This is a genomic window from Pantoea sp. Lu_F5_004, from assembly GCF_051136245.1.
In the GTDB taxonomy this organism is placed as follows: Bacteria; Pseudomonadota; Gammaproteobacteria; order Enterobacterales; family Enterobacteriaceae; genus Pantoea; species Pantoea agglomerans.
The window spans coordinates 1,471,201-1,495,253 of record NZ_CP194946.1 but is presented as its reverse complement, the minus strand read 5'-3'; the positions used below and the strand labels follow the sequence as shown (position 1 = coordinate 1,495,253).

Genomic DNA, 24,053 nt, shown 5'->3' with positions numbered 1-24,053 from the left:
ACCGGCCGCCTCCGTTGTGGCGGCCGTGATGCAAGGTGTTACGACTTGATTGCGAAGTAAGGCAGTGCGACCTGTTTGCCGTTGATCACGACGGAAACAAAGCCTTCCGGCTTGCTGGTATCGACCTGATCGGCAGAGAGCGGACGCGAAGCCATCAGCAGATCGCCCTGCTCGTTGGCACCCACGCCCGCTTTGCCGTTGTGCAGGCTGAAGCGCTGCGGCGCGCGTTTAGTCGCGTCGCCCGCCGGAGGATTGCCCTTCTCCATCTTCGCGTTAACGCGCGCACAGCGACCGGTGACAAAGCGATCTTTACCGGTGGTTTTCACCAGCACGGCCACCGACGGCGTCCAGCCCGCCAGTTTGATGAAGATGCGGACATCGGTGTCATGCTCAGCCACATAGCGTACATCGACAATCGGGCTGCTGCCTTCGGCCGACCAGCTCGCTTCAGAGCGATCCTTTTTGCGCTGTACGTGGATCACCGCGCGGCCACCGGTGGTCTTGTCACCGATCAGGTTCATCAGCGGCTTATCGCCACTGCCATTGCTGAACTGTGACTGACCAAAAATTTCGATCTCCCACGAGTCACCCACCGTCGGGGAGTAGAGGCTGCCGAGATCAAACCAGGTCTCCTGATTCGTGTTGTTCTCTAAACGCCAGCGCGAGGTGATGTAGTTGTACTTCAGGCTGCCATCCAGCGCGACGCCATAGGACTCCACGCGGGTCGATCCCATCTCCCAGATGCTGAGCAGACGGTCGCCCTGCATGGAGTTGTCGATCCAGCTGCCCGACTGCAGGCTGGTCTGGCGCATGTTCAGACGGCTGTTATGTGCGATCAGCGGATTCTTACAATCCTCAATGCTGAGCGCATCGACAATCCACTGGCCGTTGGAGATATCGCCAGGGTTATCACAGTGCTCAATCCAGCCATTATGGATGATCGACTGAGCACAGCGCGGCAGGTTAAGCACTTTACCGCCGCGGCAATGCTGCGCGTTAAAGTTTGACAGCTCAATCGCAGTACTGTGGTCCCAGTTGCCCTGCTTTTGTCCTGACCAGCCCGCTTTAATCACATCGCCGCTGCAGCGTGAGGCGTACCACTGGTCGATTTTACAATCGAGTGTGTCCAGCAGGCTGATGGCGGTGCCGCCGACAGCAGTAAAGCGCAGGCAGGCACCACGGAAAAATTGTCCACCCGGACAGGTATTTTGGAACAGCCCCTGCTGATTTGGATTTTTGTCGGTGTTGCCGTTGAAAATGAGGTTTGAAAGCTCAACGCGACGGGCATTCATCTCAAAGACGAAGTCTGATTTGCCATCAGAGACAATCGTGGTCGCCGGGAAGTAGCCGAAGTTCACCATCGCCCCTGAGATACGGAATAAATTAAGATTCTTTTCGCCCAGGTTACAAGCGGAGACCATAAAGGTACCGGCCGGGAACTGGATACAAATCTGCTGGTTTGCCTGCTGTGACCACTGGAACATCGCCATAATGGCGGGCGCCGTATCGGTCTGGCCATCGGCAATCGCACCGAAATCAAACAGGGTCAGGCGGTTAAAATCGTCTACCACGCGACGCCAGTGAAAGCCCTGCCCGGCAAAGATGACGCCGCCATCATTCTGAGCGGGCTGGAAGCTGCCGACAAACTCGCCGCCGCCGACTTCCCGTCCTTCATGCCAGCTTTTAAGCTTAACCTTCGCCCCTTCAAACAGCGGACGGGTTTTGCGTAACTCCGCTACGGACGGGATCTCACCAATCAGCTGATAACCGGCAGGCTGGGCCAGACGCTGACTGAAATCTGCAGCGCCCGGACGGCTGACATCGGCGATGTTGAACAGCGTCTGACCGTTGCTATCCTCGACTGCCATCGAATGCGAAGGATTAGCAATCAGCGCAGCATTGTCCTGAATAAACTGGGCAAAGTTGCCTTTGTTCAGCGCGATAGGCTGAGCAATCTCCGACACTTTGCCGCTGGCATCACGCAGGAAGACCGGGATCTGGTTGCCCGGTTTGCTGGCATCTGCACCTGCTTTACCAATCCACAGTTTGCCTTCAAAGCCCTGCCAGAACTGCGGCGGCATGGCATAGACATTTTCCGGGGTCAGGATTGGCACGTCGCTTTTAGGCACGTCAGTGGCATCAACCGGCTTCAGGGCGATACCGTTACTTTTTGCAGCGTAGCTGGAAAAGGTGCTCACGGAGAGAGCCCCCACCAGAGCGGAGGCGGCGGTCTGTAAAACTTCTCTTCTTTTCATGCATCATTTCCCGTAGTCAATAAGGCCATTGGCCATGGCGGTGTCCCTGAGGCACGTCGCAAGTGAGCTTTTCCAGCTCCGGTTAAACCAGTGACAGCCAGCTTTGCTTAATCTGATTACCGTCGAATTTCAGCGCGGTCTGTTTTGTTTTTTCGCTCATGGCATAGAACAGCACGTCATCGCTGGCGAGCTGCTCCATTCGGGCCAGAAACGTGGCTTTGTCGTTCATCGGAACCAGGAAACCATCTTCACCGTGATTGATGATCTCCTGTGGACCGGTCGGGCAGTCATATGCCACTACCGGCAGTGACCAGGATTTTGCTTCCAGCAGCACCAGTGGCAATCCCTCATAGCGCGAGGTCATCAGCGCCATATCGCTGTCGCGATAGTAGTCATTAATATTGCTGACCTTGCCGACAAACTTCACGCTGTCGGTGATGCCCAACACGGCAGCCTGGTCGTGCAGCTGCTGACGCAGTTCACCGTCACCGGCAATGACCAGCGTCCAGTCAGGATGGCTGCGGGCAAAGTCGCGCCAGATATCCAGCATCAGGTCAAAGCCCTTCTGGTTATCCAGTCGGCCAACTGCCAGCGCCTGGCGATGACGGGTCTGGCGCTGATAGTCTTTGTAAACCACCGGGTTGGGGATTTGTTTGCTGGGAATGCGCCAGCGGCTGAACACCTGATGATCTTTGTCGGTCAGAACAATCACGCGGTCGTAGTAGCGCAGCAGCAGAAACTTGAGGAACTTAATCGGTTTGCTGAAGGAGTTAATGGCGATGTGTTCGCAGGCGTAGGCTTTGCCCCGCTTTTTCTTCATCGCCAGCAGATTCCAGAAAGCGAACATCACGCTCAGGCGACCCATGCTGATCAGGAAGACGGTATCGAAACCCTCTTCGTGAATCCGGGCAACCGCACTTTTGATCGGATTGCTCTGCCCTTCAAAGCTGACGATCTGTTTGACGTGCTCAAACGGATAAAAGGTTTTTCCACTGCCTTCCAGCGAGTAGATGGTGACTTCATGGGTCTCGCCAAGACACTCTGACATGAAGTTACAGATGTTCTCGGTGCCCGCATACGAATAAGCATCTTTGATCACCAGGACAATTTTTTTCATGAAACGCTATCCACCTCAAATTTTAAAGACAATCCTGCCGACAGGCTTAACGATGCTTAAGGGTAAACAGCACACCATTCACCATATACCAGGCGTAATAGTAATAGATTTTTAAAGGATTGTTTTTATAGATAATTCTTAATAATTCAAGGTGCCACTGAGCTGCTTTGTTCTTATTACGGGAAAGGGAATCGCCTAATTCGTAATAGTTGACCAGAATCGTCTGAATTACGCGCGCCTGCTTATAGCGGGTGAATAATTCATACAAAAACAGGAAATCTTCGTGGCCTTTGCGCTGGAAGAAAAGCCCCTGCGGCGGACGGCGGAAACAGACGGAGGAGAAGCAGACGCGATACTGCTTCTTCACAAAGTTTTCCTGCTGCAGGTAAGGTTTGCCGTAGGTAATGTCGTGCTCAGCCTTGCGGGTTTTATAGTGATATTCGGTAATTACAAAATCATCACCGGCCGCGATGGCGGCCACCTGCTGGGTCAGTTTATCCGCATGCCACTCATCGTCGCTATCGAGAAAGGCGATAATCTCTTCAGTGGCCGCGCGTAGCCCGACATTTCGGGTCTCAGCTGCGCCCATGTTGACCGCGTTATCCAGAATGGTAATGCGCGAATCCTGACAATGCTCACGCACAAATTCCAGCGAGTCATCGGTTGATTTATCATTGACCAGATAGAGATGCCAGTCGGTATAGTGCTGATTGATAACCGATTGCACCGCACGTAACACCGTCTGACGTGCATTATACATAGGCATGACAATGCCAACGGTTCCAACAGAAGTATTCATCTTCAACCCTGAATTTATCGAAAAGAGAGGTGCTCCTGGCATCAGGAGCAGAGCGAGGTACGGTACGCGTCAGGAGATCGCTTTTTCACCGCCAAAACGTGCTTTGACCTTGTCTTTAACCCGGTTCATAAAATAAGCACGGTTGTCTTTATTGGTGAGGAAGAAGTAGCGAGCAAAGCTCAGGCTCGCCATCAGCGACTTACCATCCATCTTGTAGCGCAGCGGCAGCTTGAAAGCTTTGTAGGTGTGGATGTCACGCGGGGTCAGATGCGGCTTCATGCTATCGAGCCAGAACATCGAGTAGTTCACCGATTCGCCTTTATGTTTCGAGCCAAACTTAGTGACCAGGTGGTAGTTCGCCAGCGGTGCAGCGATCATCACAAAGTCATAGCCCATGCGGTCGGCACGAATGCAGAAATCATAATCCTGATGACGGATGTAGCGGGTATCGAACTGAATTTTTGCCGCGTCTTCCCGCTTCAGCACAATGGTGCTGGTCTGGATAAAGCCGTAGCAGCCGAAGAGATACTCCGCGACCGTTTCATTTTTGCCTGGCGGCTGCATCGGCATCACTTTCAGGAACGTGCCGTCCTGATAGATATTTACCTGGCTGAAAATGACGAAATTCTTTTTGCCCTGCGCCTCCAGCTGAGCAATTTTTTCGCTCACCTGCTGCAGTTTGTCAGTGGCCCACTCATCATCGGCGTCAAGGAAGCTGACATAGTCGCCGGTTGCCAGCTCAATGCCTTTATTCCGCGCGCCGGCTCCGTTGAGTTTGACCTCAGAGAGCACCAGATTGATGTTGAGATCCTGGTAGCGTTCGCTGCGAACCACGTCCGCCAGGGCGGCGGCATCCGCAGACTTATCATCAACGATGATGACTTCGAAATTGCGATACGTCTGCGCTTTAACGCAATCCAGCGTGGTTACAATGGATTCTGACGCATTGTACGCGGGGATTACGATAGAGAAGCGAATGTCCTTCATTGCCAGCACCTCATTAAAAACATTTCCAATTTCAAAGATATAACGTTTGGACGTAGCAGGGTAACCGGTGATGTCCTAAATTGTTGCCGAGGCGTTAGCCGCGTCTTTTTTCTTATGACTACTGCGTATAAATGGCTTCTCCACATAGAGATAGGTCAGTCTGGCAACATAAAATGACGCCACAAAGAACAGGGTGGAAAGCAGGGTATAGAAGAAGAAGTTATGCTGTATGAGTGATTCCGGGATCTTTTTGATGAAATAAAGCACGATGCCATGAATCAAATAGAGGCTGTAGCTGACCTCTCCCACCGACATCAGGGTTTTGCTCTCCAGCAATCCAAACAGCGAGTTGCCGCTGCTGATGATGAAAAACACCACGGCCAGAAGCACGAGGAAAATCAGGTAATAAAACGTGCTGCTGGTAAAGAACAGCGCAATAACCGCCAGCAGAATGGCCAACGACGCCGCCGCACCGGATGAGCGGAATGCCATGAAGCGGTCGCGGTAGTGCCATGCCAGATAACCGGTTGCAAAGCCCAGCACCGGACGCGGGTCGGTATAGGCAGACCCCCAAAGGCGCAGCGCCACGGCGACGACTAAAATTCCCCCAATCGACCCCATGATTAGCAGCATTTTGAAGCGGTTACTGGTGGCTCGATTCAGCAAATAAATAAGCGGAATTGACAAGTAGAGTAGCCACTCCAGCCGCAACGTCCATTCGACTCCGGCGTTGATATTGGCCGTAGGAATCGAACCGATATGGTAATTGCCGACAAACAGGAACCAGCGCACAGCATCAACCAGCATCCCACCGTCTGCAACGACATCGCCGCTGAACCAGCCAATGATCACGATCAGCAGCGCTGAGAACCAGAACATCGGCACGATGCGTCGGATACGTGACTTCAGCAGTTTGTGCGTCAGTTCAGCGGTTGTCAGTTTGTCGTTATCCAGCCAGCGATAGAACAGGAAAGCAGAGATCATGAAAAACAGGGCGACACCGAATTTACCTGAGTTGGCAAAAAAGTTACCCTGCGACAGCCAGGCAAAATAGTCTTTATCAAAAATCCACTCATGGTCGAGTGAATAGACATAATGTGCAAAGTGTGAAAAGGCAACGATGCTCGCAAGCAGCGCGCGCAATCCAGAGATACTTTTAATGCCGCTGCCGTTATAAACGCCGCGGTGAAAAGAGAATAACCGTAACACCATCAGTGCCATTACTAATGACAGCACCATCATTAATACGTACATATCGCCCTGCTCCTCGGTTTTTAAATAACCTGTTTAGTGAGTTGATTTAAAAACAGCATCAAAATCCTGGCTTAACAGTGCGAACGTCTGCTCTGCTTTAAACTGATAAAGATCCTTCGTCGGGTGAATACAGTCAGGTGACATCTGATTGCTCCACTCTTTTTGCTGCTTAATCATCTCGTACTGCTTCACCACGGGCACCTGCTGCTGCTGCGCCACGGCATTGATCTGATAAACATAGGGCCAGACATTCCAGCGTTCGGCACGGCCACACAGCGGATTAGGCTGCTGTAGCACTACCTGTTTGCCATGAGCTTTAGCCGTTTTTACCAGTTCTGTCAGGATACGGTTAAACTCCTGCGGACTTTCAGCGCCATGACGATCCTTACCCGAAAAGACGCGCGCATCATTAATGGCGTAGTTGATCAGAATGATGCTGGCATCCGATTGCGCCATACGCTGTTCCCAGCTCACTTTTGAGTTAACCAGTTCTGAGACCTGCGCGCCCGGCGAACCATGATTTTCGATACGCACGCCCGGTCCATATTTTTCCTGCAGCATCTGCTGCAGCCAGGTCATTTCATTCTCTTTGCTGATGACGTTGCGTCCACCAGAAGAAGTCACACCGGCGGTAGTCGAGTCGCCATAGGCTGCGATCACAACCGAAGCCGGGGCATCTGTTGCCTGCGCCAGTAACGGCGCGGCAATCAAAAACAGGGGGGATAATCGAATCATTTTCAGCTCTCGTCTTAGTGAACTAACTTAAATTCACGCGCCACTTCATACCCTACTACCGCCTGTTTAAGCGAAATGGTGTTGTAGTAGAGGTAGTACATCTGGAAGAAAACAAACATCGCAAACATCACGGGCTTCCAGACTCTCTTTGACTGGTAGATCAATAGCGTCAGAACGATCGGCTCAACCTGCAGCAGGTAGTTTGAGAGACGAGCGCCCGATGAGTAGTTGTAGAAAAAGATCCTGATAGCGCCGCCGATTGCAAAGGTGATAATCAGCAGGTAGTTCAGTCGCCAGACATCATAATTTTCACGCTTCAGGCGATCCGACAGCATGAAGTAAACAAAAATAAAGACCAGTGCTACGTTTTTCAGGTTCGACACCGAGAAAACACTACCGGTACTGGCTGTCGCTGCGTTGTCATTGTTGTAGCCAGCTGCCCTCTCCCCTAATCCACCCAGGTGTCCGGCAATGGCTGTAACGAAGCCCATCCCACCGACTTTCGAGGCTGGGATACTCAGCACAATAATCGCAATCGGGAACCAGCGACGCTCACGCAGGAACAGGAAAGGAATTAACGTGACCACCATAACAGCGGTATTGTGACTGATGAATGAGAGAACAAAGAAGCCAAATGCCAGCCAGTAACGCTTCAGATATAGCGTCCAGATCACTCCCAGGAAGAAAGCTGAACTCAGCCCAAAGCGGATCTGGTTAACATCTTTGTTGATGAAGATATGGGCTGAATAGAGCGCCAGTGCCAGCACCGGATAAGGAGACATCTTTTTAAAGAAGATGGCATTCGTTCCCACCGCCAGGATCGAGAAGACGAACAGAAAGGCGCTGGCATTATGGGAAAACAGGCTGGTCAGCCAGGCAATGGCAAAGATCAGTGGCTCATAGCGGAAAAACGCCACGGTATTGAAGAAGCCGTTGACCTCAATACGCCGGATAAAATCTTCAAAGAAGCTGCGGTACTGATAATCATCCATACCCGTGCCAAGTCCGCGGATACCGCCGAACACAATTAGCGTCACGGTCGCGATGCAGAGCAGATAAGTCAGTATATGAGAGGTGCGTTCGTCTTTTTTTAGCAGTATTTCAAACAGCGAAAGCAGCAGTAAAAAGCCTGATACATACCAATATGGAGCCATGGTGTGATTCCTTAATTCCACAAGTTCTCATGCCAGCAATAATCACGCTTCGCCTTCCCGACTGGCTTTTCAATGAGCCTGACAGGACGGTCACACAATGCGTGCAGGCAATGCCATGCTGGTGATGAATTCTGTTGAGTGACGCTCGCCATGCGATTTATAGAGGTATCGCTTTTGTGGGGTTGGACAGAATAACCTGTGTAAATTGATGCGTGTCGTCATTCAAAAGGACGATAAAAAGGGGCGGTCAGACCGCCCCCTGTTTATTACTCAATGATCAGCCTTTGGTGGGCTTGCTATAGTCATAGGCATAGTAGTCATAACCATGGCCGTACGCATTGGCGGCTTTACGCACCACGGCGTTGAGGATCACACCTTTAATCTCAATACCGTTCTGGGCAAAGCGTTTGAAGCTGACGTCCACTTCTTTAGTGGTGTTGGCTTCGAAACGCGCCACCATCAGCGAGGTGCCGGCCAGCTTACCGATAATTGACGCATCGGTGACGGCCAGGATTGGCGGCGTATCAATTAACACCAGGTCGTAGTTCTTGCTTGCCCATTCCAGCAACTCACCCATGCGACGATGCATCAGCAGCTCAGACGGGTTCGGCGGAACCTGACCACGTGGCAGGAAATCGAAACCGTAGACGCCCTGCTGAATCAGCGCCGGGCTGAACTCAGTTTTGCCGGACAGCACGTTCGACAGACCTGATTTGTTATCCGCGCCCAGCAGTTCGTGGGTGTAACCACGACGCATGTCGCCATCAATAAACAGAACACGCTGACCCGCTTTTGCGACCAGGGTCGCCAGGTTGGCACAGATAAAGGTTTTACCAATACCCGGGCTGGCGCCGGTGATCATCAGGATATTATTTTTCGCTTCCATCATCGCGAAGTGCAGGCTGGTACGCAGGCTACGAATCGCTTCGATAGAGAGGTCAGTTGGGTTACCCAGCGCCAGCAGCGTTTCGTGCGGATCGGTTTTCACCTTGCTGCCACGACGCGCCAGGGCTTCAGTATCCTTCTTACGCTGCCAGTCAGACAGGGGAACGCTGGCATAGACATTCATGCCCAGCTCTTCCAGCTGATCCGGGTTCTCGATGCCGTGGTGCAGCAGCGCTTTCAGCAGAACCAGACCCACTGACACGAACAGACCGAAAATCAGGCTCGCGGCGATGATCAGCAGCTTCTTCGGTGCAACCGGCGAGTTAGCGGTCTGCGCGCCATCGATGATGCGGACATCACCCACGGTACTGGCTTTGCTGATACTCAGCTCCTGCTGGCGGTTCAGCAGCTGCATGTAAATCTCCTGACCAGACTGAACATCACGGGTCAGACGCAAGATTTCCTGCTGAGTCTGTGGCATACCAGAAATTTTCTTGTTCAGCTGAGCCTGTTCACCTTCCAGCGTTTTGCGTTTTTCCAGCAGCGCGCGGTAAGTCGGGTGATCTTTGGTAAACAGCTGAGACACTTCAGCTTCACGGAAGGTCAGTTCATTCAACTGGCTCTGCACGCTAACAGAAGAGTCCAGGGCGGATTTGGCTTCCAGTGACAGGTCAACCGATTCGTTCTGACGACGGAACGTGTTCAGCTTGTTTTCCGCTTCATCCAGCTTACTGCGAACGGCAGGCAGCTGAGTGCGTAAGAACTCCAGGCTTTTCTCGGCCTGCTCTGACTTGCGCTCAACGTTCTGTAACAGATAGTTGTTCACGATCTGGTTCAGGACTTTGCTAATCTGCTCTGGATCTTCACCCAGATACTCCAGACCCAGCACGCCGGTATCTTTACCTTTGTCTGCTACGGTCAGGTTGGAGAGTACAGAATTGATCGCCTGCAGGTTATTCAGCTTGGTCACAGTGAAGCTGGTGCCTTCATCGGCATGAATCTCGCTCACCAGCATGCTGATGTCGCCGTGCGACTCCAGCTGGCCGACTTTACCTTTGAACAGCTCATCGCCATTTTTTGAGACGGTGTAGCTATCCGGACCGGTCACTTCCAGTTCAACGTTACGTTTTTCGACAGTCCGTGGGATTTCCAGGCGCGAGATGGCGATATTCGCAGGTTTGTTGCCCATCAGGCGCGACAGACCTTTGCCGATAACCGGGAAGTAATTCTGCTCAACCACGGTATCCAGACCCAGATCGTCAACGGTTTTACCGATGACCATACGGGATTCCAGAATCTCGATTTCTGTATCAGAGGCTGGCGTCGGTGGCAGAATGCTGTCAATTTCGTTCAGAACGGTGCTGGCATTCTTCTGCTCAACCTGAACTAACGCATCTGCACTATAAATCGGTGTTGCAAACAGTGTGTAGAGTGTTCCCGCCAGCATAAAGAATGCAGTAACGGCAACAATGATCCAGCGATGATCAATTAGCTGTCCCACAAGATGCGCCAGATCCCATCCATTCGAATCCTCTCCCGGCGCGGTTCTGACCTTATTTTTTGTATTCATGGATAATCCCAACTATCGGCTTAATACGTTGACCCACTTCTGGGTAGCGTTTTCCAGTAATCCGTAAATCTCTTCAAAGGCCTCGCGGCTTTTTCTGTACGGATCCGCAATTTCTTTCTGATTGAGCCAGTGCCCCAGCAGCATGGTTTTGCCACGCGCGGCGGGATCGATGCGGTTCACCTGTTCAATATGTCGCTTTTCCATGACCAGAATCAGGTCAACATGGCGGCACATCTCTGCCGTCAACTGCTGCGCCTGATGTCCTTCCAGCGACAGACCCTGCGCAGCAGCGACTTCAGACGCCATCTTATCGGCCGGGTGGCCGACCAGCGCCCCCAGGCCGGCAGAGCGAACATCTAAATCGTGCAACGCACGTTTAAACAGGCGCTCTCCGGTAGGAGAGCGACAGATGTTACCAACGCAAACGACTAACACGGACTTAATCATGGTCGGACCTTAATTACCCCAGGTGCGGATACGCGAAGCGGCCTGTGTCGCATCGTTGATACCGGCAATGGTTGGTATCAATTGCGAAATCACACGGTTCCAGCGCGTCAGCGGCGTAGAGGTGACATAAACAATGTCATAAGGCTGGAGCTGGAAATCGGTTCCCATCACCATGGATGCCGCATCTTTGGTGTTCAACTGATAGATGTTGGCAATCTTGCTGCGATCGGTGCCGTGCAGTGGACGGATAACGAATACACCGGTGGCATCAGAGGTGGTTTGATCCATCCCGGCCGCATTGCCCAGTGCTTCCGCCAGCGTCATGCCGCTACGGTCCATTTTCAGGGTGGTCTGCTGCTTCACTTCACCCATCACGAAGATTTTCAGATCATCGTTACGCGGAACGTAAAGAATATCGCCTGGATAGAGGAGGTGGTTCTGGCTCAGGTCACCATTCTGCATCAGTGCCTGCAGAGAGATGCGCTGTTCACGACCGTTGTGCGTCAGCACTACGTTGCGCCAGTCAGCATCAGCGGCCAGGCCGCCAGCGGCGTTGATCGCATCCAGCACCGTCAACGGAACGTTGGTGATGGGCTGCTGACCTGAAGTGGTCACTGAACCCGTCACATAGGTTTTCTGTGATTTGAACGAGGCGATGCTGACATCAACCTGTGGGCTTTCAATGTACTGAGCCAGACGACGTGACACTTCGTCACGTACTTCGCCGACGGTACGGCCCGCTACACGCACACGACCGATGTAGGGATAGAAAATGGTGCCGTCAGAATGCACCCAGTTACCGGTGTCGCTGGCGCTACGGTACTGACCCGCTGGGGTAGTCAGTTCCGGGTGATCCCAGACCGTTACGGTCAGAACATCACCCACACCGATACGGTATTCGTAGTTCTGAATTTCGTTCTGCAGGGCAGGATTCGTCTGAGCCACCAGTGGCTTCGGACGCATCCTTTCAACCAGTGAAGGCGTCAGCGGGAAGACATTGACATATTTATCGATGTCAAAGTTGCTATCCTGCTGTTCAACAACATCTTTTCCTGATGTAGAAAGGTGAGAACCTGGTTCGATCGTACACCCGCTAAGGAATGTGGCGGATACCAGCAAGGGTATCAATTTCATTTTGATTGTAATCATTTAGATCTTCGCTATCAGTTATTTATTGATAGAGGCGAAACCGCCGCTGTGTAAGCGTCCAACAAAAAGTAAATCCTACCTGACTTAAGCACTGAACCTGTCGTTCATTATCCTTGCTCCACTTGTTATAAGTAGCGGCCATCTACCAGGGTGTACCCTGAACGCCACGCATCATAGCGGACTATGGATGCACAGCGATATCCCTGATGATGGCCACTATCAACGACACGCCTGACAACGGCAAAACACCTCTGAGCGCGCGTTAACGCGCTCATTCCGACTCACGATTAATAGGCACCATCGCGTTTCAACACCACGCCCACTGTTTTAAACAGAATCGCGATGTCGTTCCACAGTGACCAGTTTTTCACGTACCACGAGTCGAAATAGACGCGGGTTTCATAGTCAACATCATTACGACCGCTGACCTGCCACAATCCCGTCATGCCTGGCTTTGCCATCAGGTAATAATCAACATCACCGGCATAACGACAGAGTTCATCTTCAATGACCGGACGCGGTCCGACCAGACTCATATCACCGCGCACCACGTTCCAGAGCTGAGGGAGCTCATCGAGGCTTGTTTTACGGATGAAGTGGCCCACTTTAGTAATACGTGGATCATTTTTGAGTTTGAAATCTTTATCCCATTCCGCACGGGCAATCGGATCGGTGCGCAGCACCTCTTCCAGCACTTCTTTTGAATTAATGACCATTGAGCGGAATTTCAGGCATTTGAATTTACGGCCATTCATTCCCACACGCTCGTGACCATAAATCGGTGGTCCACCGTCACGGCCCACAAGGAAGCCCAGTACCAGCAGCGCTGGCATCAGCATCAGGATAATCGAGAGCGCACCCACGATATCAAATGCCCGCTTCAGGAAGCGCGAAGTGCGTTTGGCCAGGTTGTTCTGAACCCGCAGAATCATCACTTCATGGCTGAAGATATAGGCCATATCGGTACCGTAGAGCGGTACACCACGCAGGGTTGGGATCACTGATACTGAACGGCAGTTGTGCATCGCCAGCGATTTAAGCCAGACATCACGGTACTGACTCTGCTCATACTCAACCGCGACGATAAACTGCGTTTCGCTGTTGGTGAGGCTCCAGAGCTCCTGCTCGTCGCGCAGCACCGGCACGCCGTTCATGATCTCCTGCGGACAGGTTCCATCAACGTCATAGAAGGCGATAACGTCAAAACCCATGACCTCTTCGCTTTGCAGTGCCTGCCAGGCTTCGTGCGCATTTTTGCTGCTGCCGATAATAATGGTCTGTTTTTTCCACAAGCCATTTTTATTCAGCAGACGTTTAGAAAGCGCGCGGCAGGTCGGAATTAAAATCAGCGCCAGGACCCAGGTCAGTAACCAGACGAAACGCGACATCTGCCACTGCGACAGGGCGGTAATCGACAGGTCGATAACAGAAAATATAAGAATGGTACGAAAAACTTCTTTTAATTCGAACCAGAAAGGTTTGCGGTAAGTGTAGTGACGCAGCCTTACCCAGAACCAGCCAATACAAATTACCGACAGGCAAATGTGCGTGGCAATTTTTAAATTCATTTCTTTTTCAGAAATATCTGCCAGCGGCGAATCTGACTGCAAATTAATTAGCATCATCGCCAAAAATAACGCTGCGTTGAAACAAATTAAGTCTGAACATGCCAGCATTAATTTGGTAATAAGACTTTTAAACGTAAATTCTGTATCGCGCATATTTAACTCTTTATTTTATTTCCTTAAACCCGCAACGGCTATCGCCTGTTTAATCATTAAGCGACGAAACCTCTCCAGAGTGAGCCGTTTCTAAGGGGAGCTCCTGCGGCGTTTACGCCAATGATCTTAACCATGAAACCAATAATATTGTGATGAATACCAACAGATTACTCTGACTTAACCACCGCCAGCGCTGCTCACTTTATCAACAAAAACGCGATTCGGGCACGCTACCGCCCTTGGCTGTCGCTGCCAATATCGCTGTCATCATTCATAATGCTCCCCGTAATGCGTTAGCGTTACCGCAACGCATCATGCAGACGTTCACAGGCGAATTACTCATTCGTGACATTGCGATTAATGTCGAATAGGTACGCAGATTACGACTCTGGGGCAGAGTTTGCTAACTTGTTGCTATACTAGTTATTACTGGCTTGTTTACAAGCAGGTCCCGCCATCCCTGGACTATTTTAGGAAAAAGACTACCAGCAATTAGTATTGAGGCCTGACGGGCAGTGCAATCCTTTCTTCACAATTCGGATTAATGCCATACTCCCGATGAGATAAATCGCATAAGCCCGACAGGTGAATATCTCTTTTCTGTCAGCCAATGACTAAGAATTATCTCTACTGCGCCCTGTGAAGTTAATCAAAGCGTCACACTATTATGTTCATATTTTGCACGATATAGCGTGGTTATCTGAGAACATGCCCCCTGCCCTGCCATTTGTACGTGGCTTCGCACTCCACTATCATCAGAGAAAACTCAATTTAAGACATTCAGGTGAACAAGGCATGCTGGAGGTAATTGCAGATCCCTCGCTATGGGCGGGATTAGTCACGCTAATCGTTCTGGAACTGGTTTTAGGCATCGACAATCTGATCTTCATCGCCATCCTGGTTGAGAAGCTTCCAGGGCCGCTTCGCGACCGCGCGCGCGTGATTGGACTGCTGCTGGCGTTATTGTGCCGATTATTGCTGCTGGCATCGCTTTCCTGGCTGGTTACGCTGAAAGAACCCTGGATTACGCTTGCGGGCCACCCCTTTAGTGCGCGCGATTTACTGCTGCTGACAGGCGGGATTTTCCTGCTATTTAAAGCCACCACAGAGTTGAATGAGCGTCTTGAAGGGGATGATGAGGCGTCCGGTCAACAAAAAGGCGGCGCTAAATTCTGGCCGGTGGTGGCGCAAATCGTGGTGCTGGATGCCATCTTCTCGCTGGATGCGGTGATTACTGCCGTCGGCATGGTTAATGACTTACCGGTCATGATGATTGCGGTTACCATCGCCATTCTGCTGATGCTGCTCGCCAGCAAGCCGTTAACCCGCTTCGTGAACAACCATCCTACGATTGTGATCCTCTGCTTAAGCTTTCTGCTGATGATCGGCTTCAGCCTGGTGGCGGAAGGCTTTGGCTTTGTGATTCCCAAAGGCTACCTCTATGCGGCAATCGGCTTCTCGGTGGTCATTGAGGCACTGAACCAGTTAGCGCACTTTAATCGTCGTCGGGTGCTGTCGGCCGGTCGTCCGCTACGCCAGCGCACGGCGGAAGCGGTGTTACGACTGCTGCGCGGCGCGGCAGAACCGGCGGAGCTGGATGCGAAAACCTCGTCACTGATTGCTGACAGTGATGACAGCATGCTGTTTAACCGGCAGGAGCGGGTGATGATTGCCCGCGTACTGGGGATGGGTCAGCGCCACATTAACAGCATCATGACCTCGCGCCACGACGTAGAACATATCGATCTCAGTGATGATCCGGCAGAGATTATGTCGCGCCTCGACCGCAACCAGCACACGCGAATACTGATCACGGATCACTCCAGCGAACCGCTGGGCGTGGTTCACGTTATCGATCTGCTGCATCAGTCACTGCACCAGAACTCCCTCGATTTACGCGCCCTGATTCGACAACCGCTGGTCTTTCCTGAACGGCTGACGGTGCTGCAGGCACTGGAACAGTTTCGTCAGGCCCATACTCACTTCGCCTTTGTGGTCGATGAATTTGGTTCGGTGGAAGGCGTGGTCACGCTGAGCGATGTAATGGAGACCATCGCCGGCAATCTGCCGAATGAGGCGGGTGAAATCGATGCACGCTACGATATTCAGATTCAGGGTGAAGGCCACTGGATTGCTAACGGTCATATGCCACTGGAAGATCTGGCGCTCTATGTGAAATTGCCGCTCGATGAGCAGGGTGACTATCATACGCTGGCGGGATTACTGATGGATAAGCTGCAACACATCCCTCAGGAAGGCGAAGTGTTGCAACTGGGTGACTATCTGCTGCGAACGCTGCAGGTCGAAAATCATCGGGTGCAGAAAGTCGAGATCCTGCTGCAGCCCGATATCAATTACGAGGTCTGAGCGATTAGCGGGCTGAAGGGAATGCGCCCGCTACGGGCGCATGATTTTCTTCAGGTTCTCTTTGTTCTCGCCCTCTTTCTGGCGATCGATCCACTGATTCAGCCGTGATTTCGCCTCACTCTGCAGCCGGTTACGCAGAACGTCATCCACCGGCAGGGAGTATTGCAGGCTGTCCCAGCTACCATACATGCGCAGCGGAACCGGCTGACTGGAGAGTGCCTTCACCAGCGCATCCTCGCCATGCCAGCCACTGATTTTCAGCCCCAGGGTCATATCCAGCTGTTGCTGCACCATGTCAACTTTGCCCGCGCCCTGCAGGCCCAGATTCTGGCCGTTGCCATTGATATCGCTGAAGCTGAGTACGCCCTTATTCAGCGCCACCTGTGCGCTAATCGACTCAATCCCCTCATCCACCGCCTGATCGCTGCTGACCTTATCGCTGACCCGCGCCACGGCACGCTGCACCATCTGCTGCAGATTCAGCTCTGCCAGCTTCAGGTTACTGGCGCTGATGGTCGCCCTGCCCTGCCAGCGACGTTTGGCTGCTTCGACCGTCAGCGTATCGCCCGACAGGTCGCCATCCAGACTCAGGTTCCCCTGCACGCTTTCCGGCAGTTCAAACGCTTTAAGCAGCGGCTGAATCGCAATTAAACGGAGTTGGGGTTTAAGGCTGACCCGCGTCTCTGGCTGACGGATGTCGATACTGCCGGGAATGGAGAAGCTGCCATTGCCCAGCTTGCCGCTTAGCGTCTTCAGCGTCATCACTCCCTGCTGATTGCTGGCGTTTACCGAAAGATTGGTCAGAGAGAGTCCGCGCCATACCGCATTGTCAGCCTGTAACTTCAGCGCCAGATCCAGGTCATTCAGCGGAGAGTCGGCGTTGCTGCGTTCCCGCGGCGCAGCAATCACCGGCGAACGGGCCACGGTGGCGTGCTGCACGCCAGGCGCGTCAGAGACGGGCGCACTGGTGAGTAAATTATCGACGTTAAGGTTGCTGGCTTTCAGATCCAGCGCCAGCTGCTGCGGTGGCGCAATATGGCCACTGCCCTGCCCGGTCAGGGTGCTGTCATTGGCGGTGAGCTGCAGATTACTGAAGGAGAGCTGCTGGCGGTCACTATTCCAGTCGCCCTGCAGGCTCAGCGAGCCTTTGATCCCCTGTGCCGGAATGTCGGCACCGGACAAGGTGTAATCAAGCTGCTGCAACTGGCCGCTGAGGCGATGGGGATATTGCGCGGCATCCAGCTGGCCTTTGAGATTCAGTGTGGCGTTGCGCTGGTTGCGCATCAGCGTGGTGCTCAGCGACAGCGTCGCCAGCTTGTTCGCGTCCTGTTCCATATTAATGTTGAGGTCGCGGAAATTATATTCGTCGCCGCCTGGCTGCTGCCAGATCAACAGACTGTCTGCTACCCGCAGTTTAGCGATATCAAATGACCAGCCGCTGGAAGGAGAGGCCGGCTCCGCATCACGCGGACCCTGGGGCGCATTTCTGGCACGCTGCGCGCGGCTATCTGGCGTCACCCGCACTATCGCATTTTTCAGCATCACCTGGCTGACGCTGAGCTGATGAGATAACAGTGGCCAGAGATCAACATCCAGCCGCATGTTTTCCGCCGAGACCATCGGCTGGCTGGCACCCGGCGCGGTAAGGCTCATCCGGCCGGCCAGGATGCTGAGCTGAGGCCAGACGTGCCAGCGCAGATCGCTGCTGACCTCAAGGCGATAACCACTGCGTTGTTCGACCTGCTGCACCATATAGGCACGAAAGTCGTTGGGATTGACCAGCAGCACCAGTGCGCTCATTCCCGTTACGACCACCACTAACAGGATGGCCAGCGTGGTTATCACTCTTTTCATTACATCCTCAGATCAGTCTTTGTCGATACGGCTGGCATCAGCGCCCTGCTGACCGCGATATTTTGCATCTTCACGTCGGTTATAGGGACGCGCAGCCGGGCCTGAAAGCGGTTCAAAACTCAGCGCGCCGATCAGCATACCGGGACGCAGAGCCAGCGGCAGTTTACCTGAATTGTAGAACTCCAGCACGATACGGCCCTGCCAGCCAGGATCGATGCGGTGAGCCGTAACGTGTACCATCAACCCAAGTCGCGCCAGCGATGAACGGCCATCCAGCCAGCCGACCAGATCGTCAGGCAGCGTCACGGACTCCAGCGTCACCGCCAGTGCCAGCTCTCCCGGATGGAGGAAAAAGGCCTCGCCATCAGGCAATACGATCTCATCGCTCATGACCCGATCCAGTGCCGCGCTCACTTCCTGTTTCGGGCCGCTCAGATCGATAAAGGCCGCGGTATGACCGCTGAAGGTGCGGAACTGATTACCCAGACGCACATCGACGGTGGCCCCGTTAATGCGCTCGACCGGCGGGCGTGGCTCAATGGCCAGTTTGCCATTGTCCAGCCAGGCTTCAATATCGCGATCGCATAATCTCATTGCGGTAACTCCATGGCATAAGTGTAGCAAACCGGCATGCGTGCCTGCCGCCGGTCTGCACCACGTCCGGACGGACGTGCGTTATTCAAAAAACTGGTTGATTTTCGCCTTGAGAATATCGATGGCGATACGGTTTTTTCCGCCGCGCGGCACAATGATATCGGCGTACTGTTTTGATGGCTCGATAAACTGCAGGAACATCGGACGCACGGTCTTCTGATACTGACTCATTACCGAATCCATTGAGCGGCCACGCTCATTGACGTCACGTTTCATACGGCGCATCAGACAGATGTCGAGCGGCGTGTCCACGAAGATAGAGAAGTTGAGTTCCTGGCGCAGACGGGCATCGGTTAACAGCAGAATGCCTTCAAGGATGATGACCTTTTTTGCGCTCAGATGATGCGTTTGCTGGGTGCGGGTGTGCTCAACGTAGCTGTAGACCGGCAGCTCAATATCCTGACCGGCTTTGACCGCCTGCAGATGCTGCAACAGCAAATCATGATCCATCGCACTCGGATGGTCATAATTGGTTTTAACCCTCTCTTCCATGGTGAGGTGACTTTGATCTTTGTAATAAGCATCTTCCGGGATGACCCCGATGTGCTCGCCACCTACCTGATCACGGATTTCACGATAGAGCGTGCTGGCAATTAAACTTTTACCGGATGCGGAAGCGCCGGCAATGCCTACAATCACGCACTGATGAGACTTGTCAGTCATACTTTTTTAAGACCTGATAACTGGAGCCTGCCACTGGTCACACATTACGCGGGCAGCGGACGGGCCGAAATGGAGAGGGTGTGTTCGCGCTAAGTATAGGGATTTCGGCCTTTTGATGCCAGAGAAATGGCGTCGGCGACTTTTCAGACTTTCTCCTTTGGACGCCACTCATTTCACCGATAAACTAGCGGCACACCATACTATAAAAAAAATGGCCTGCGCGGCGCGCTGTTCAGACAACGCGTGTCGCTAACGTGACGACCGAAGATGCATCAGGAGTGGTATGCACTGGAAGACTTTGACCTATTTTGGCGACAGCATGCTGTTGATTCCAACAGCCGTGATTATTGCGCTGATTTTACCGTGGAAGAGTGATAATCGTCATACGGTCTTTTACTGGATTGTGGCATTTGGCCTGGCTGGCCTGACCGTCAGCATCTCTAAAATTCTGTTTCTGGGGTTTGGCATCGGCAGCGCCCGCTTTAATTTTACCGGTTTCAGCGGCCACAGCGCCATGTCCGCCACGCTGTGGCCGGTCATGCTGTGGCTGATTTCCGGGCGCTGGTCCGCGATGTGGCGCATTGCGGCGATTGGGGTTGGCTATCTGATTCCCCTGATGGTCGGTTTCTCCCGCCTGGTCATCCACGCACACTCTAAAAGTGAAGTGGTCACCGGGCTGCTGCTGGGTTTCACGCTGAGCACGGCGTTTCTGATCTCCCAGCGTCGCACCTCGCTCAAAGGCTTCAGCTGGCCGCAGGTCGGTGCTGCGCTGTTAGTGCCGTTTGTATTGATGAGTCACGGTCGTGTCGCCACCACGCAGCAGTTCCTGGAGCGTTTCGCCGCCAGCCTTGCGGGCATGGAGAAACCCTATACCCGCGCCGATCTTTTCCGCCAGTAATCAACGTGCTGGCAATCAATCTTAGCGTGCCCGTCAATTCGCCGAATAACGGGCAATATTGATTTCACCCCTTTTTTCCTGGCCGGATGTGCTAGCATGCAGTGAGAGAATGACTGGTGCCTGATTCGCCATTGTGGAGCGCTGCACCCTGCCGGAAGTCCGCATGACGATAGAGATCCTGTCCCCGCAAAATAGCACGCCAAACCGCTGGCTCTCGGCGTTGCTCCTTGGCTGCGTGGTGTTTGTCCTGACACTATTCTGTCTGGAACTGATCGTCGTCAGCGGGAAAATCTCCCCGCTCTGGTTTCCGACCACCTTAATGACCGTCGTGGTTTTCCGCTGCCCGTCACGCCAGCTCCCACTGCTGCTGACGGCCTGCGTGCTTGGCACCGCCGGGGCTAACGCCATCATCATCGGGCCTGCCCTCTCGAATATTAAATTCGCCCTGCTCAATCTTATCCAGGCCGGTGTGGGTGGCATGCTGCTGCGCGCCCTGCTGGATCGGCGCGCGCCGCTGGATTCGCTGCATGACTGGGCACGGATGGTACTGTCGGTGGGCATCGTGACGCCGGTGCTCGGCGGCCTGCTGGCACTCTGGACGCTGCAGGTCAGCGGCCACGCCTCGTTTCCCTTCTTTTATACCTGGGTGATCTCCGAAATCATCGGCATGCTGGTGTTAGGCCCGATGCTGTTACTGCTGCCGTGGCCGCTGCGTCGCACGGTGTTCAGCAATCTGCGCCTGGCCGAAGCTCTGCTGACGCTTCTTCTCACCCTCGGGGCCAGTTATCTGGCGCTGCGCTTTTTGCCGTGGCCCTTTACCTTTATCGTGGTGATCCTGTTCTGGTGCGCGGTTCGCCTGCCCAAGCTGCAGGCGTTTGTGCTGTTCTTCCTGAACGCCAGTTTTATCTCGGTACTGCTCGCCTTTGATCTGGTCACCGTGGTGAACAACAACAGCGCGCTGGGCCCGGTCTCCAGCTGGCTGCCGTTCCTGCTGGTGCTAATCCCCAGTCACATTATGTCGCTGGTGATGGATGCGTTCCGGCGCGAAAAGCTCCATATCACTGACAGTGAAACCCGCTTCCGTCACGCAATGGAGTACTCCGCCATTGGGATGGCGCTGGTGGCGCCCCACGGCAGCTGGTTGCAGGTCAACCGCTCGCTGTGCCAGATCCTGGGCTATCCGGCTGAGGAGCTGAAGCGGCTGACCTTTCAGCAGATCACCCATCCCGACGATCTCAGCCTGGATTTGCAACATGCGAACCGACTGCTGGCGGGTGAGATTGATACCTACACCTTTGAGAAGCGCTATTTCCGCAAAGATGGCGAGATTGTCTGGGCGCGGCTGACGGTATCGCTGGTGCGCGATGGTAACCAGGAACCGCTCTACTTTATTGCGCAGATTATCGATATCTCTGAGCTGAAGCAGAGCGAGCAGGTGAATCGCCGGCTGATGGAGCGTATTACGCTGGCCAACGAAGCGGGTGGCATTGGCGTATGGGAGTGGAACCTGCTGACCGGCGAGATGTTATGGGACAAGCGCATGTACGCGCTGTTTGGTCTTGCCCCGCATGAGTCGCCCAGCTATGACCTCTGGATCCATCTGCTGCATCCCGCCGATCGCGAGTATGCCGCACTGACGGTGCAACAGGCGATTGAGCTTCGCAGCGCGTTTCACATGGAGTACCGCGTGGTCGATGACCAGGGACATCGCTGGGTGCGCACTCAGGCCAACCGGCTGCTGAGTAAAGAAGGCCGCATTGAGCGCATGCTGGGCATCTGTCAGGACATCACGCCGCTACGCAATCTTAATGAGGCGCTGTTTCAGGAGAAAGAGCGCATGGCGATCACCCTGGATTCGATCGGCGAAGCGGTCATCAGCACCGATAAAGAGATGCGCGTTGCCTTTATGAACCCGGTGGCGGAGAAAATGAGTGGCTGGTCGCAGGAGCAGGCCGCCGGTCAGCCGCTGAGTGAGCTGCTGCATATCACGCAGGGACGTAACGGCCCTGAGGTAGAGAATTTGCTGTTATGCCAGCTGCCGCCGGAAAAAGTCACCCCCGGTCTCGCTGAAGATCTGGTGCTGCATACCCCGGATGGCGGCCATATTGATATTCACTACAGCATCACGCCGCTGCGTTCAGAAGCGGGTCTGGAACAGGGGGCGGTGATGGTCATTCAGGATGTGAGTGAGTCACGCAAACTGATGAAGCGCCTGAGCTACAGCGCGCTGCATGACACCCTGACTCGTCTGCCTAACCGCGCCAGCTTCGAACTTCAGCTTAAGCGTCTGCTGTTTGATGCCGCTGAACATCAGCATCAGCATGTGCTGGTGTTTATCGACCTTGATAAGTTTAAAGCGGTCAATGACAGCGCCGGGCATGCTGCAGGCGATGCATTACTGCGCGAACTCTCCGATCTGATGCAGCACCCTCTGCGCAGCAGCGATTTCCTTGCGCGACTGGGCGGTGATGAGTTTGCACTACTGATGCCCGATTGCGATATCACACAGGCACATGATGTGGTGCAGCGCATTGTCGCCGCGGTAAATGATTACCGGTTCCAGTGGCTGGGACGCCTCTATCAGGTCGGTGCCAGCGCGGGCGTGACGCAGATTTCAGCAGAAAACTGTCAGAGCAGCGACGTGCTTTCGCAGGCGGACATCGCCTGTTACAACGCCAAACGCAGCGGGCGCGGACGGCTGGTGGTCTACGAACAGCATCGCTTACCGCTGTCGGGCAACCATCAGGGCATGGATGCAGCAATGATTGATGCGCTGAAGATCGAACTGCCCGCCTGGGCCATTGCCCCGCCAAAAACGCCGCAGGCAGCCTTTATCTGGCTGCTTGAGGTCCAGCTGTTGACCGCTGACGGGTTGCTGCTGGATGAGACACTACTGCGCAATAACCTGCCTGATGAAACGCTGCGTCGCCGGCTGGATAACAATATTCTTGAGGCTTTTTTCCGCCACGACGTGCAACGGCTCAATAACAAAGGCATCCCGGTGATTCTGCCGCTTAACGCCCAGGTGCTGAGTGATGCCGCCTTTGTGCAGCAACTCTGCCAGCGCTTTGTTGCCGCCGGTCTCTCCAGCAGCGGCTGTGGTTTTGCTTTCCCTGCCGCCAGCGTGCTGAGCCAGGGCGATCAGCTCTATGCCGCGCTGCTGCAACTGCGGCAATGCGGCTGCCGCATCGTATTGCAGCATTTTGGCCGTAATCTGGATGCCTTCAATCTGCTGAGTGACGAGGTGGTCGATTATCTGGTGCTGGCGCCTGAACTGGTTGCCAACGTTCACAATAATCTGATGGATGAGATGCTGCTGACTATCATCCAGGGCCAGGCCACACAGCGCAATATCTCGGTGCTGGCCGGTCCGGTTTCGGTACCGGCCCTGCTCAGCACCCTGGCTAACCTCGATGTTAATGGCGTCTGGGGCAGTGCCGTGGCGGAGCGCCAGCCGTTGCGTTCACTGGCTGAAGATCACATCTTCGCTATTCGTTAATTCCGGCGCTGCCCGCTTGCCACCCTGCTGAAGCTGCGCTAAAGT

General features: G+C 53.7%; 17 protein-coding genes. 3 read left to right on the top strand and 14 right to left on the bottom strand.

Features of this window, described 5'->3' with window-relative positions:
• Positions 1-38 precede the first annotated feature (38 nt).
• The 11 genes from ACR8BN_RS06895 to wbaP all read right to left on the bottom strand — a co-directional run bounded on the left by ACR8BN_RS06895 (position 39) and on the right by wbaP (position 14,073).
• Complete coding sequence (locus ACR8BN_RS06895) at positions 39-2,255, bottom strand: phage tailspike protein (RefSeq protein WP_425011875.1); 2,217 nt, start codon at positions 2,253-2,255, stop codon at positions 39-41.
• A gap of 82 nt (positions 2,256-2,337) precedes the next feature.
• Positions 2,338-3,372 (bottom strand): glycosyltransferase, encoded by a 1,035-nt coding sequence (locus ACR8BN_RS06890; protein WP_050680144.1) that lies wholly within the window; start codon positions 3,370-3,372, stop codon positions 2,338-2,340.
• 46 nt (positions 3,373-3,418) lie between these two features.
• The gene (locus tag ACR8BN_RS06885; protein ID WP_064703719.1) at positions 3,419-4,171 is read right to left on the bottom strand and encodes a glycosyltransferase family 2 protein; all 753 of its coding nucleotides are present in this window, start codon (positions 4,169-4,171) and stop codon (positions 3,419-3,421) included.
• 69 nt (positions 4,172-4,240) lie between these two features.
• On the bottom strand, positions 4,241-5,158 hold the full coding sequence (locus ACR8BN_RS06880; RefSeq protein ID WP_050680145.1) for a glycosyltransferase family 2 protein: 918 nt from the start codon (positions 5,156-5,158) through the stop codon (positions 4,241-4,243).
• 75 nt (positions 5,159-5,233) lie between these two features.
• A complete protein-coding gene (locus ACR8BN_RS06875; RefSeq protein WP_050680146.1) occupies positions 5,234-6,412 on the bottom strand; it encodes an acyltransferase family protein in 1,179 nt (392 codons plus the stop codon).
• A 33-nt stretch (positions 6,413-6,445) separates the two neighbouring features.
• Positions 6,446-7,147 carry an SGNH/GDSL hydrolase family protein gene (locus tag ACR8BN_RS06870; protein ID WP_039391512.1) on the bottom strand — a complete coding sequence of 234 codons (702 nt, stop codon included), beginning with the start codon at positions 7,145-7,147 and terminating at the stop codon, positions 6,446-6,448.
• Positions 7,148-7,161: 14 nt separating this feature from the next.
• On the bottom strand, positions 7,162-8,301 hold the full coding sequence (locus ACR8BN_RS06865) for an EpsG family protein (RefSeq protein ID WP_039391510.1): 1,140 nt from the start codon (positions 8,299-8,301) through the stop codon (positions 7,162-7,164).
• 277 nt (positions 8,302-8,578) lie between these two features.
• Positions 8,579-10,756, bottom strand: a complete 2,178-nt coding sequence (wzc, locus tag ACR8BN_RS06860) for a tyrosine-protein kinase Wzc (protein ID WP_039391508.1) — start codon at positions 10,754-10,756, stop codon at positions 8,579-8,581.
• Positions 10,757-10,768: 12 nt separating this feature from the next.
• Positions 10,769-11,203: a protein-tyrosine-phosphatase gene (locus ACR8BN_RS06855; protein WP_050680148.1), complete on the bottom strand. Its 435-nt coding sequence runs from the start codon at positions 11,201-11,203 to the stop codon at positions 10,769-10,771.
• A 9-nt stretch (positions 11,204-11,212) separates the two neighbouring features.
• Positions 11,213-12,352, bottom strand: coding sequence for a polysaccharide export protein (locus tag ACR8BN_RS06850; RefSeq protein WP_039391477.1), 1,140 nt, complete (start codon positions 12,350-12,352; stop codon positions 11,213-11,215).
• Positions 12,353-12,639: 287 nt separating this feature from the next.
• A complete protein-coding gene (wbaP, locus tag ACR8BN_RS06845; RefSeq protein ID WP_031591364.1) occupies positions 12,640-14,073 on the bottom strand; it encodes an undecaprenyl-phosphate galactose phosphotransferase WbaP in 1,434 nt (477 codons plus the stop codon).
• Between the two features lie 795 nt (positions 14,074-14,868).
• On the opposite strand from wbaP, the gene ACR8BN_RS06840 reads away from it, so the two are divergent.
• Entirely contained in the window at positions 14,869-16,440 is a 1,572-nt protein-coding gene (locus ACR8BN_RS06840; protein ID WP_064703722.1) for a TerC family protein, read from the top strand.
• A gap of 30 nt (positions 16,441-16,470) precedes the next feature.
• Here the strand turns inward: ACR8BN_RS06840 and asmA are convergent, their stop codons facing one another.
• The 3 genes from asmA to udk all read right to left on the bottom strand — a co-directional run bounded on the left by asmA (position 16,471) and on the right by udk (position 19,611).
• Entirely contained in the window at positions 16,471-18,294 is a 1,824-nt protein-coding gene (gene asmA, locus ACR8BN_RS06835) for an outer membrane assembly protein AsmA (RefSeq protein WP_208443632.1), read from the bottom strand.
• 12 nt (positions 18,295-18,306) lie between these two features.
• Positions 18,307-18,888: a dCTP deaminase gene (dcd, locus tag ACR8BN_RS06830; protein ID WP_004571280.1), complete on the bottom strand. Its 582-nt coding sequence runs from the start codon at positions 18,886-18,888 to the stop codon at positions 18,307-18,309.
• Between the two features lie 81 nt (positions 18,889-18,969).
• Entirely contained in the window at positions 18,970-19,611 is a 642-nt protein-coding gene (udk, locus tag ACR8BN_RS06825; protein ID WP_010670982.1) for a uridine kinase, read from the bottom strand.
• A 283-nt stretch (positions 19,612-19,894) separates the two neighbouring features.
• Between udk and ACR8BN_RS06820 the strand changes: the two genes are divergently transcribed.
• Together ACR8BN_RS06820 and ACR8BN_RS06815 are read left to right on the top strand one after the other, a co-directional pair.
• Positions 19,895-20,509, top strand: a complete 615-nt coding sequence (locus tag ACR8BN_RS06820) for a phosphatase PAP2 family protein (protein WP_010248160.1) — start codon at positions 19,895-19,897, stop codon at positions 20,507-20,509.
• Between the two features lie 163 nt (positions 20,510-20,672).
• Positions 20,673-24,008: a diguanylate cyclase gene (locus tag ACR8BN_RS06815; RefSeq protein ID WP_434747440.1), complete on the top strand. Its 3,336-nt coding sequence runs from the start codon at positions 20,673-20,675 to the stop codon at positions 24,006-24,008.
• The last annotated feature ends 45 nt before the right edge of the window (positions 24,009-24,053 follow it).

Excerpts from the sequence above, each read along its gene's own strand:
- ACR8BN_RS06895 (WP_425011875.1), bottom strand. The coding sequence starts at position 2,255 with ATGAAAAGAAGAGAAGTTTTACAGACCGCCGCCTCCGCTCTGGTGGGG.
- ACR8BN_RS06890 (WP_050680144.1), bottom strand. The coding sequence starts at position 3,372 with ATGAAAAAAATTGTCCTGGTGATCAAAGATGCTTATTCGTATGCGGGC.
- ACR8BN_RS06885 (WP_064703719.1), bottom strand. The coding sequence starts at position 4,171 with ATGAATACTTCTGTTGGAACCGTTGGCATTGTCATGCCTATGTATAAT.
- ACR8BN_RS06880 (WP_050680145.1), bottom strand. The coding sequence starts at position 5,158 with ATGAAGGACATTCGCTTCTCTATCGTAATCCCCGCGTACAATGCGTCA.
- ACR8BN_RS06875 (WP_050680146.1), bottom strand. The coding sequence starts at position 6,412 with ATGTACGTATTAATGATGGTGCTGTCATTAGTAATGGCACTGATGGTG.
- ACR8BN_RS06870 (WP_039391512.1), bottom strand. The coding sequence starts at position 7,147 with ATGATTCGATTATCCCCCCTGTTTTTGATTGCCGCGCCGTTACTGGCG.
- ACR8BN_RS06865 (WP_039391510.1), bottom strand. The coding sequence starts at position 8,301 with ATGGCTCCATATTGGTATGTATCAGGCTTTTTACTGCTGCTTTCGCTG.
- wzc (WP_039391508.1), bottom strand. The coding sequence starts at position 10,756 with ATGAATACAAAAAATAAGGTCAGAACCGCGCCGGGAGAGGATTCGAAT.
- ACR8BN_RS06855 (WP_050680148.1), bottom strand. The coding sequence starts at position 11,203 with ATGATTAAGTCCGTGTTAGTCGTTTGCGTTGGTAACATCTGTCGCTCT.
- ACR8BN_RS06850 (WP_039391477.1), bottom strand. The coding sequence starts at position 12,352 with ATGATTACAATCAAAATGAAATTGATACCCTTGCTGGTATCCGCCACA.
- wbaP (WP_031591364.1), bottom strand. The coding sequence starts at position 14,073 with ATGCGCGATACAGAATTTACGTTTAAAAGTCTTATTACCAAATTAATG.
- ACR8BN_RS06840 (WP_064703722.1), top strand. The coding sequence starts at position 14,869 with ATGCTGGAGGTAATTGCAGATCCCTCGCTATGGGCGGGATTAGTCACG.
- asmA (WP_208443632.1), bottom strand. The coding sequence starts at position 18,294 with ATGAAAAGAGTGATAACCACGCTGGCCATCCTGTTAGTGGTGGTCGTA.
- dcd (WP_004571280.1), bottom strand. The coding sequence starts at position 18,888 with ATGAGATTATGCGATCGCGATATTGAAGCCTGGCTGGACAATGGCAAA.
- udk (WP_010670982.1), bottom strand. The coding sequence starts at position 19,611 with ATGACTGACAAGTCTCATCAGTGCGTGATTGTAGGCATTGCCGGCGCT.
- ACR8BN_RS06820 (WP_010248160.1), top strand. The coding sequence starts at position 19,895 with ATGCACTGGAAGACTTTGACCTATTTTGGCGACAGCATGCTGTTGATT.
- ACR8BN_RS06815 (WP_434747440.1), top strand. The coding sequence starts at position 20,673 with ATGACGATAGAGATCCTGTCCCCGCAAAATAGCACGCCAAACCGCTGG.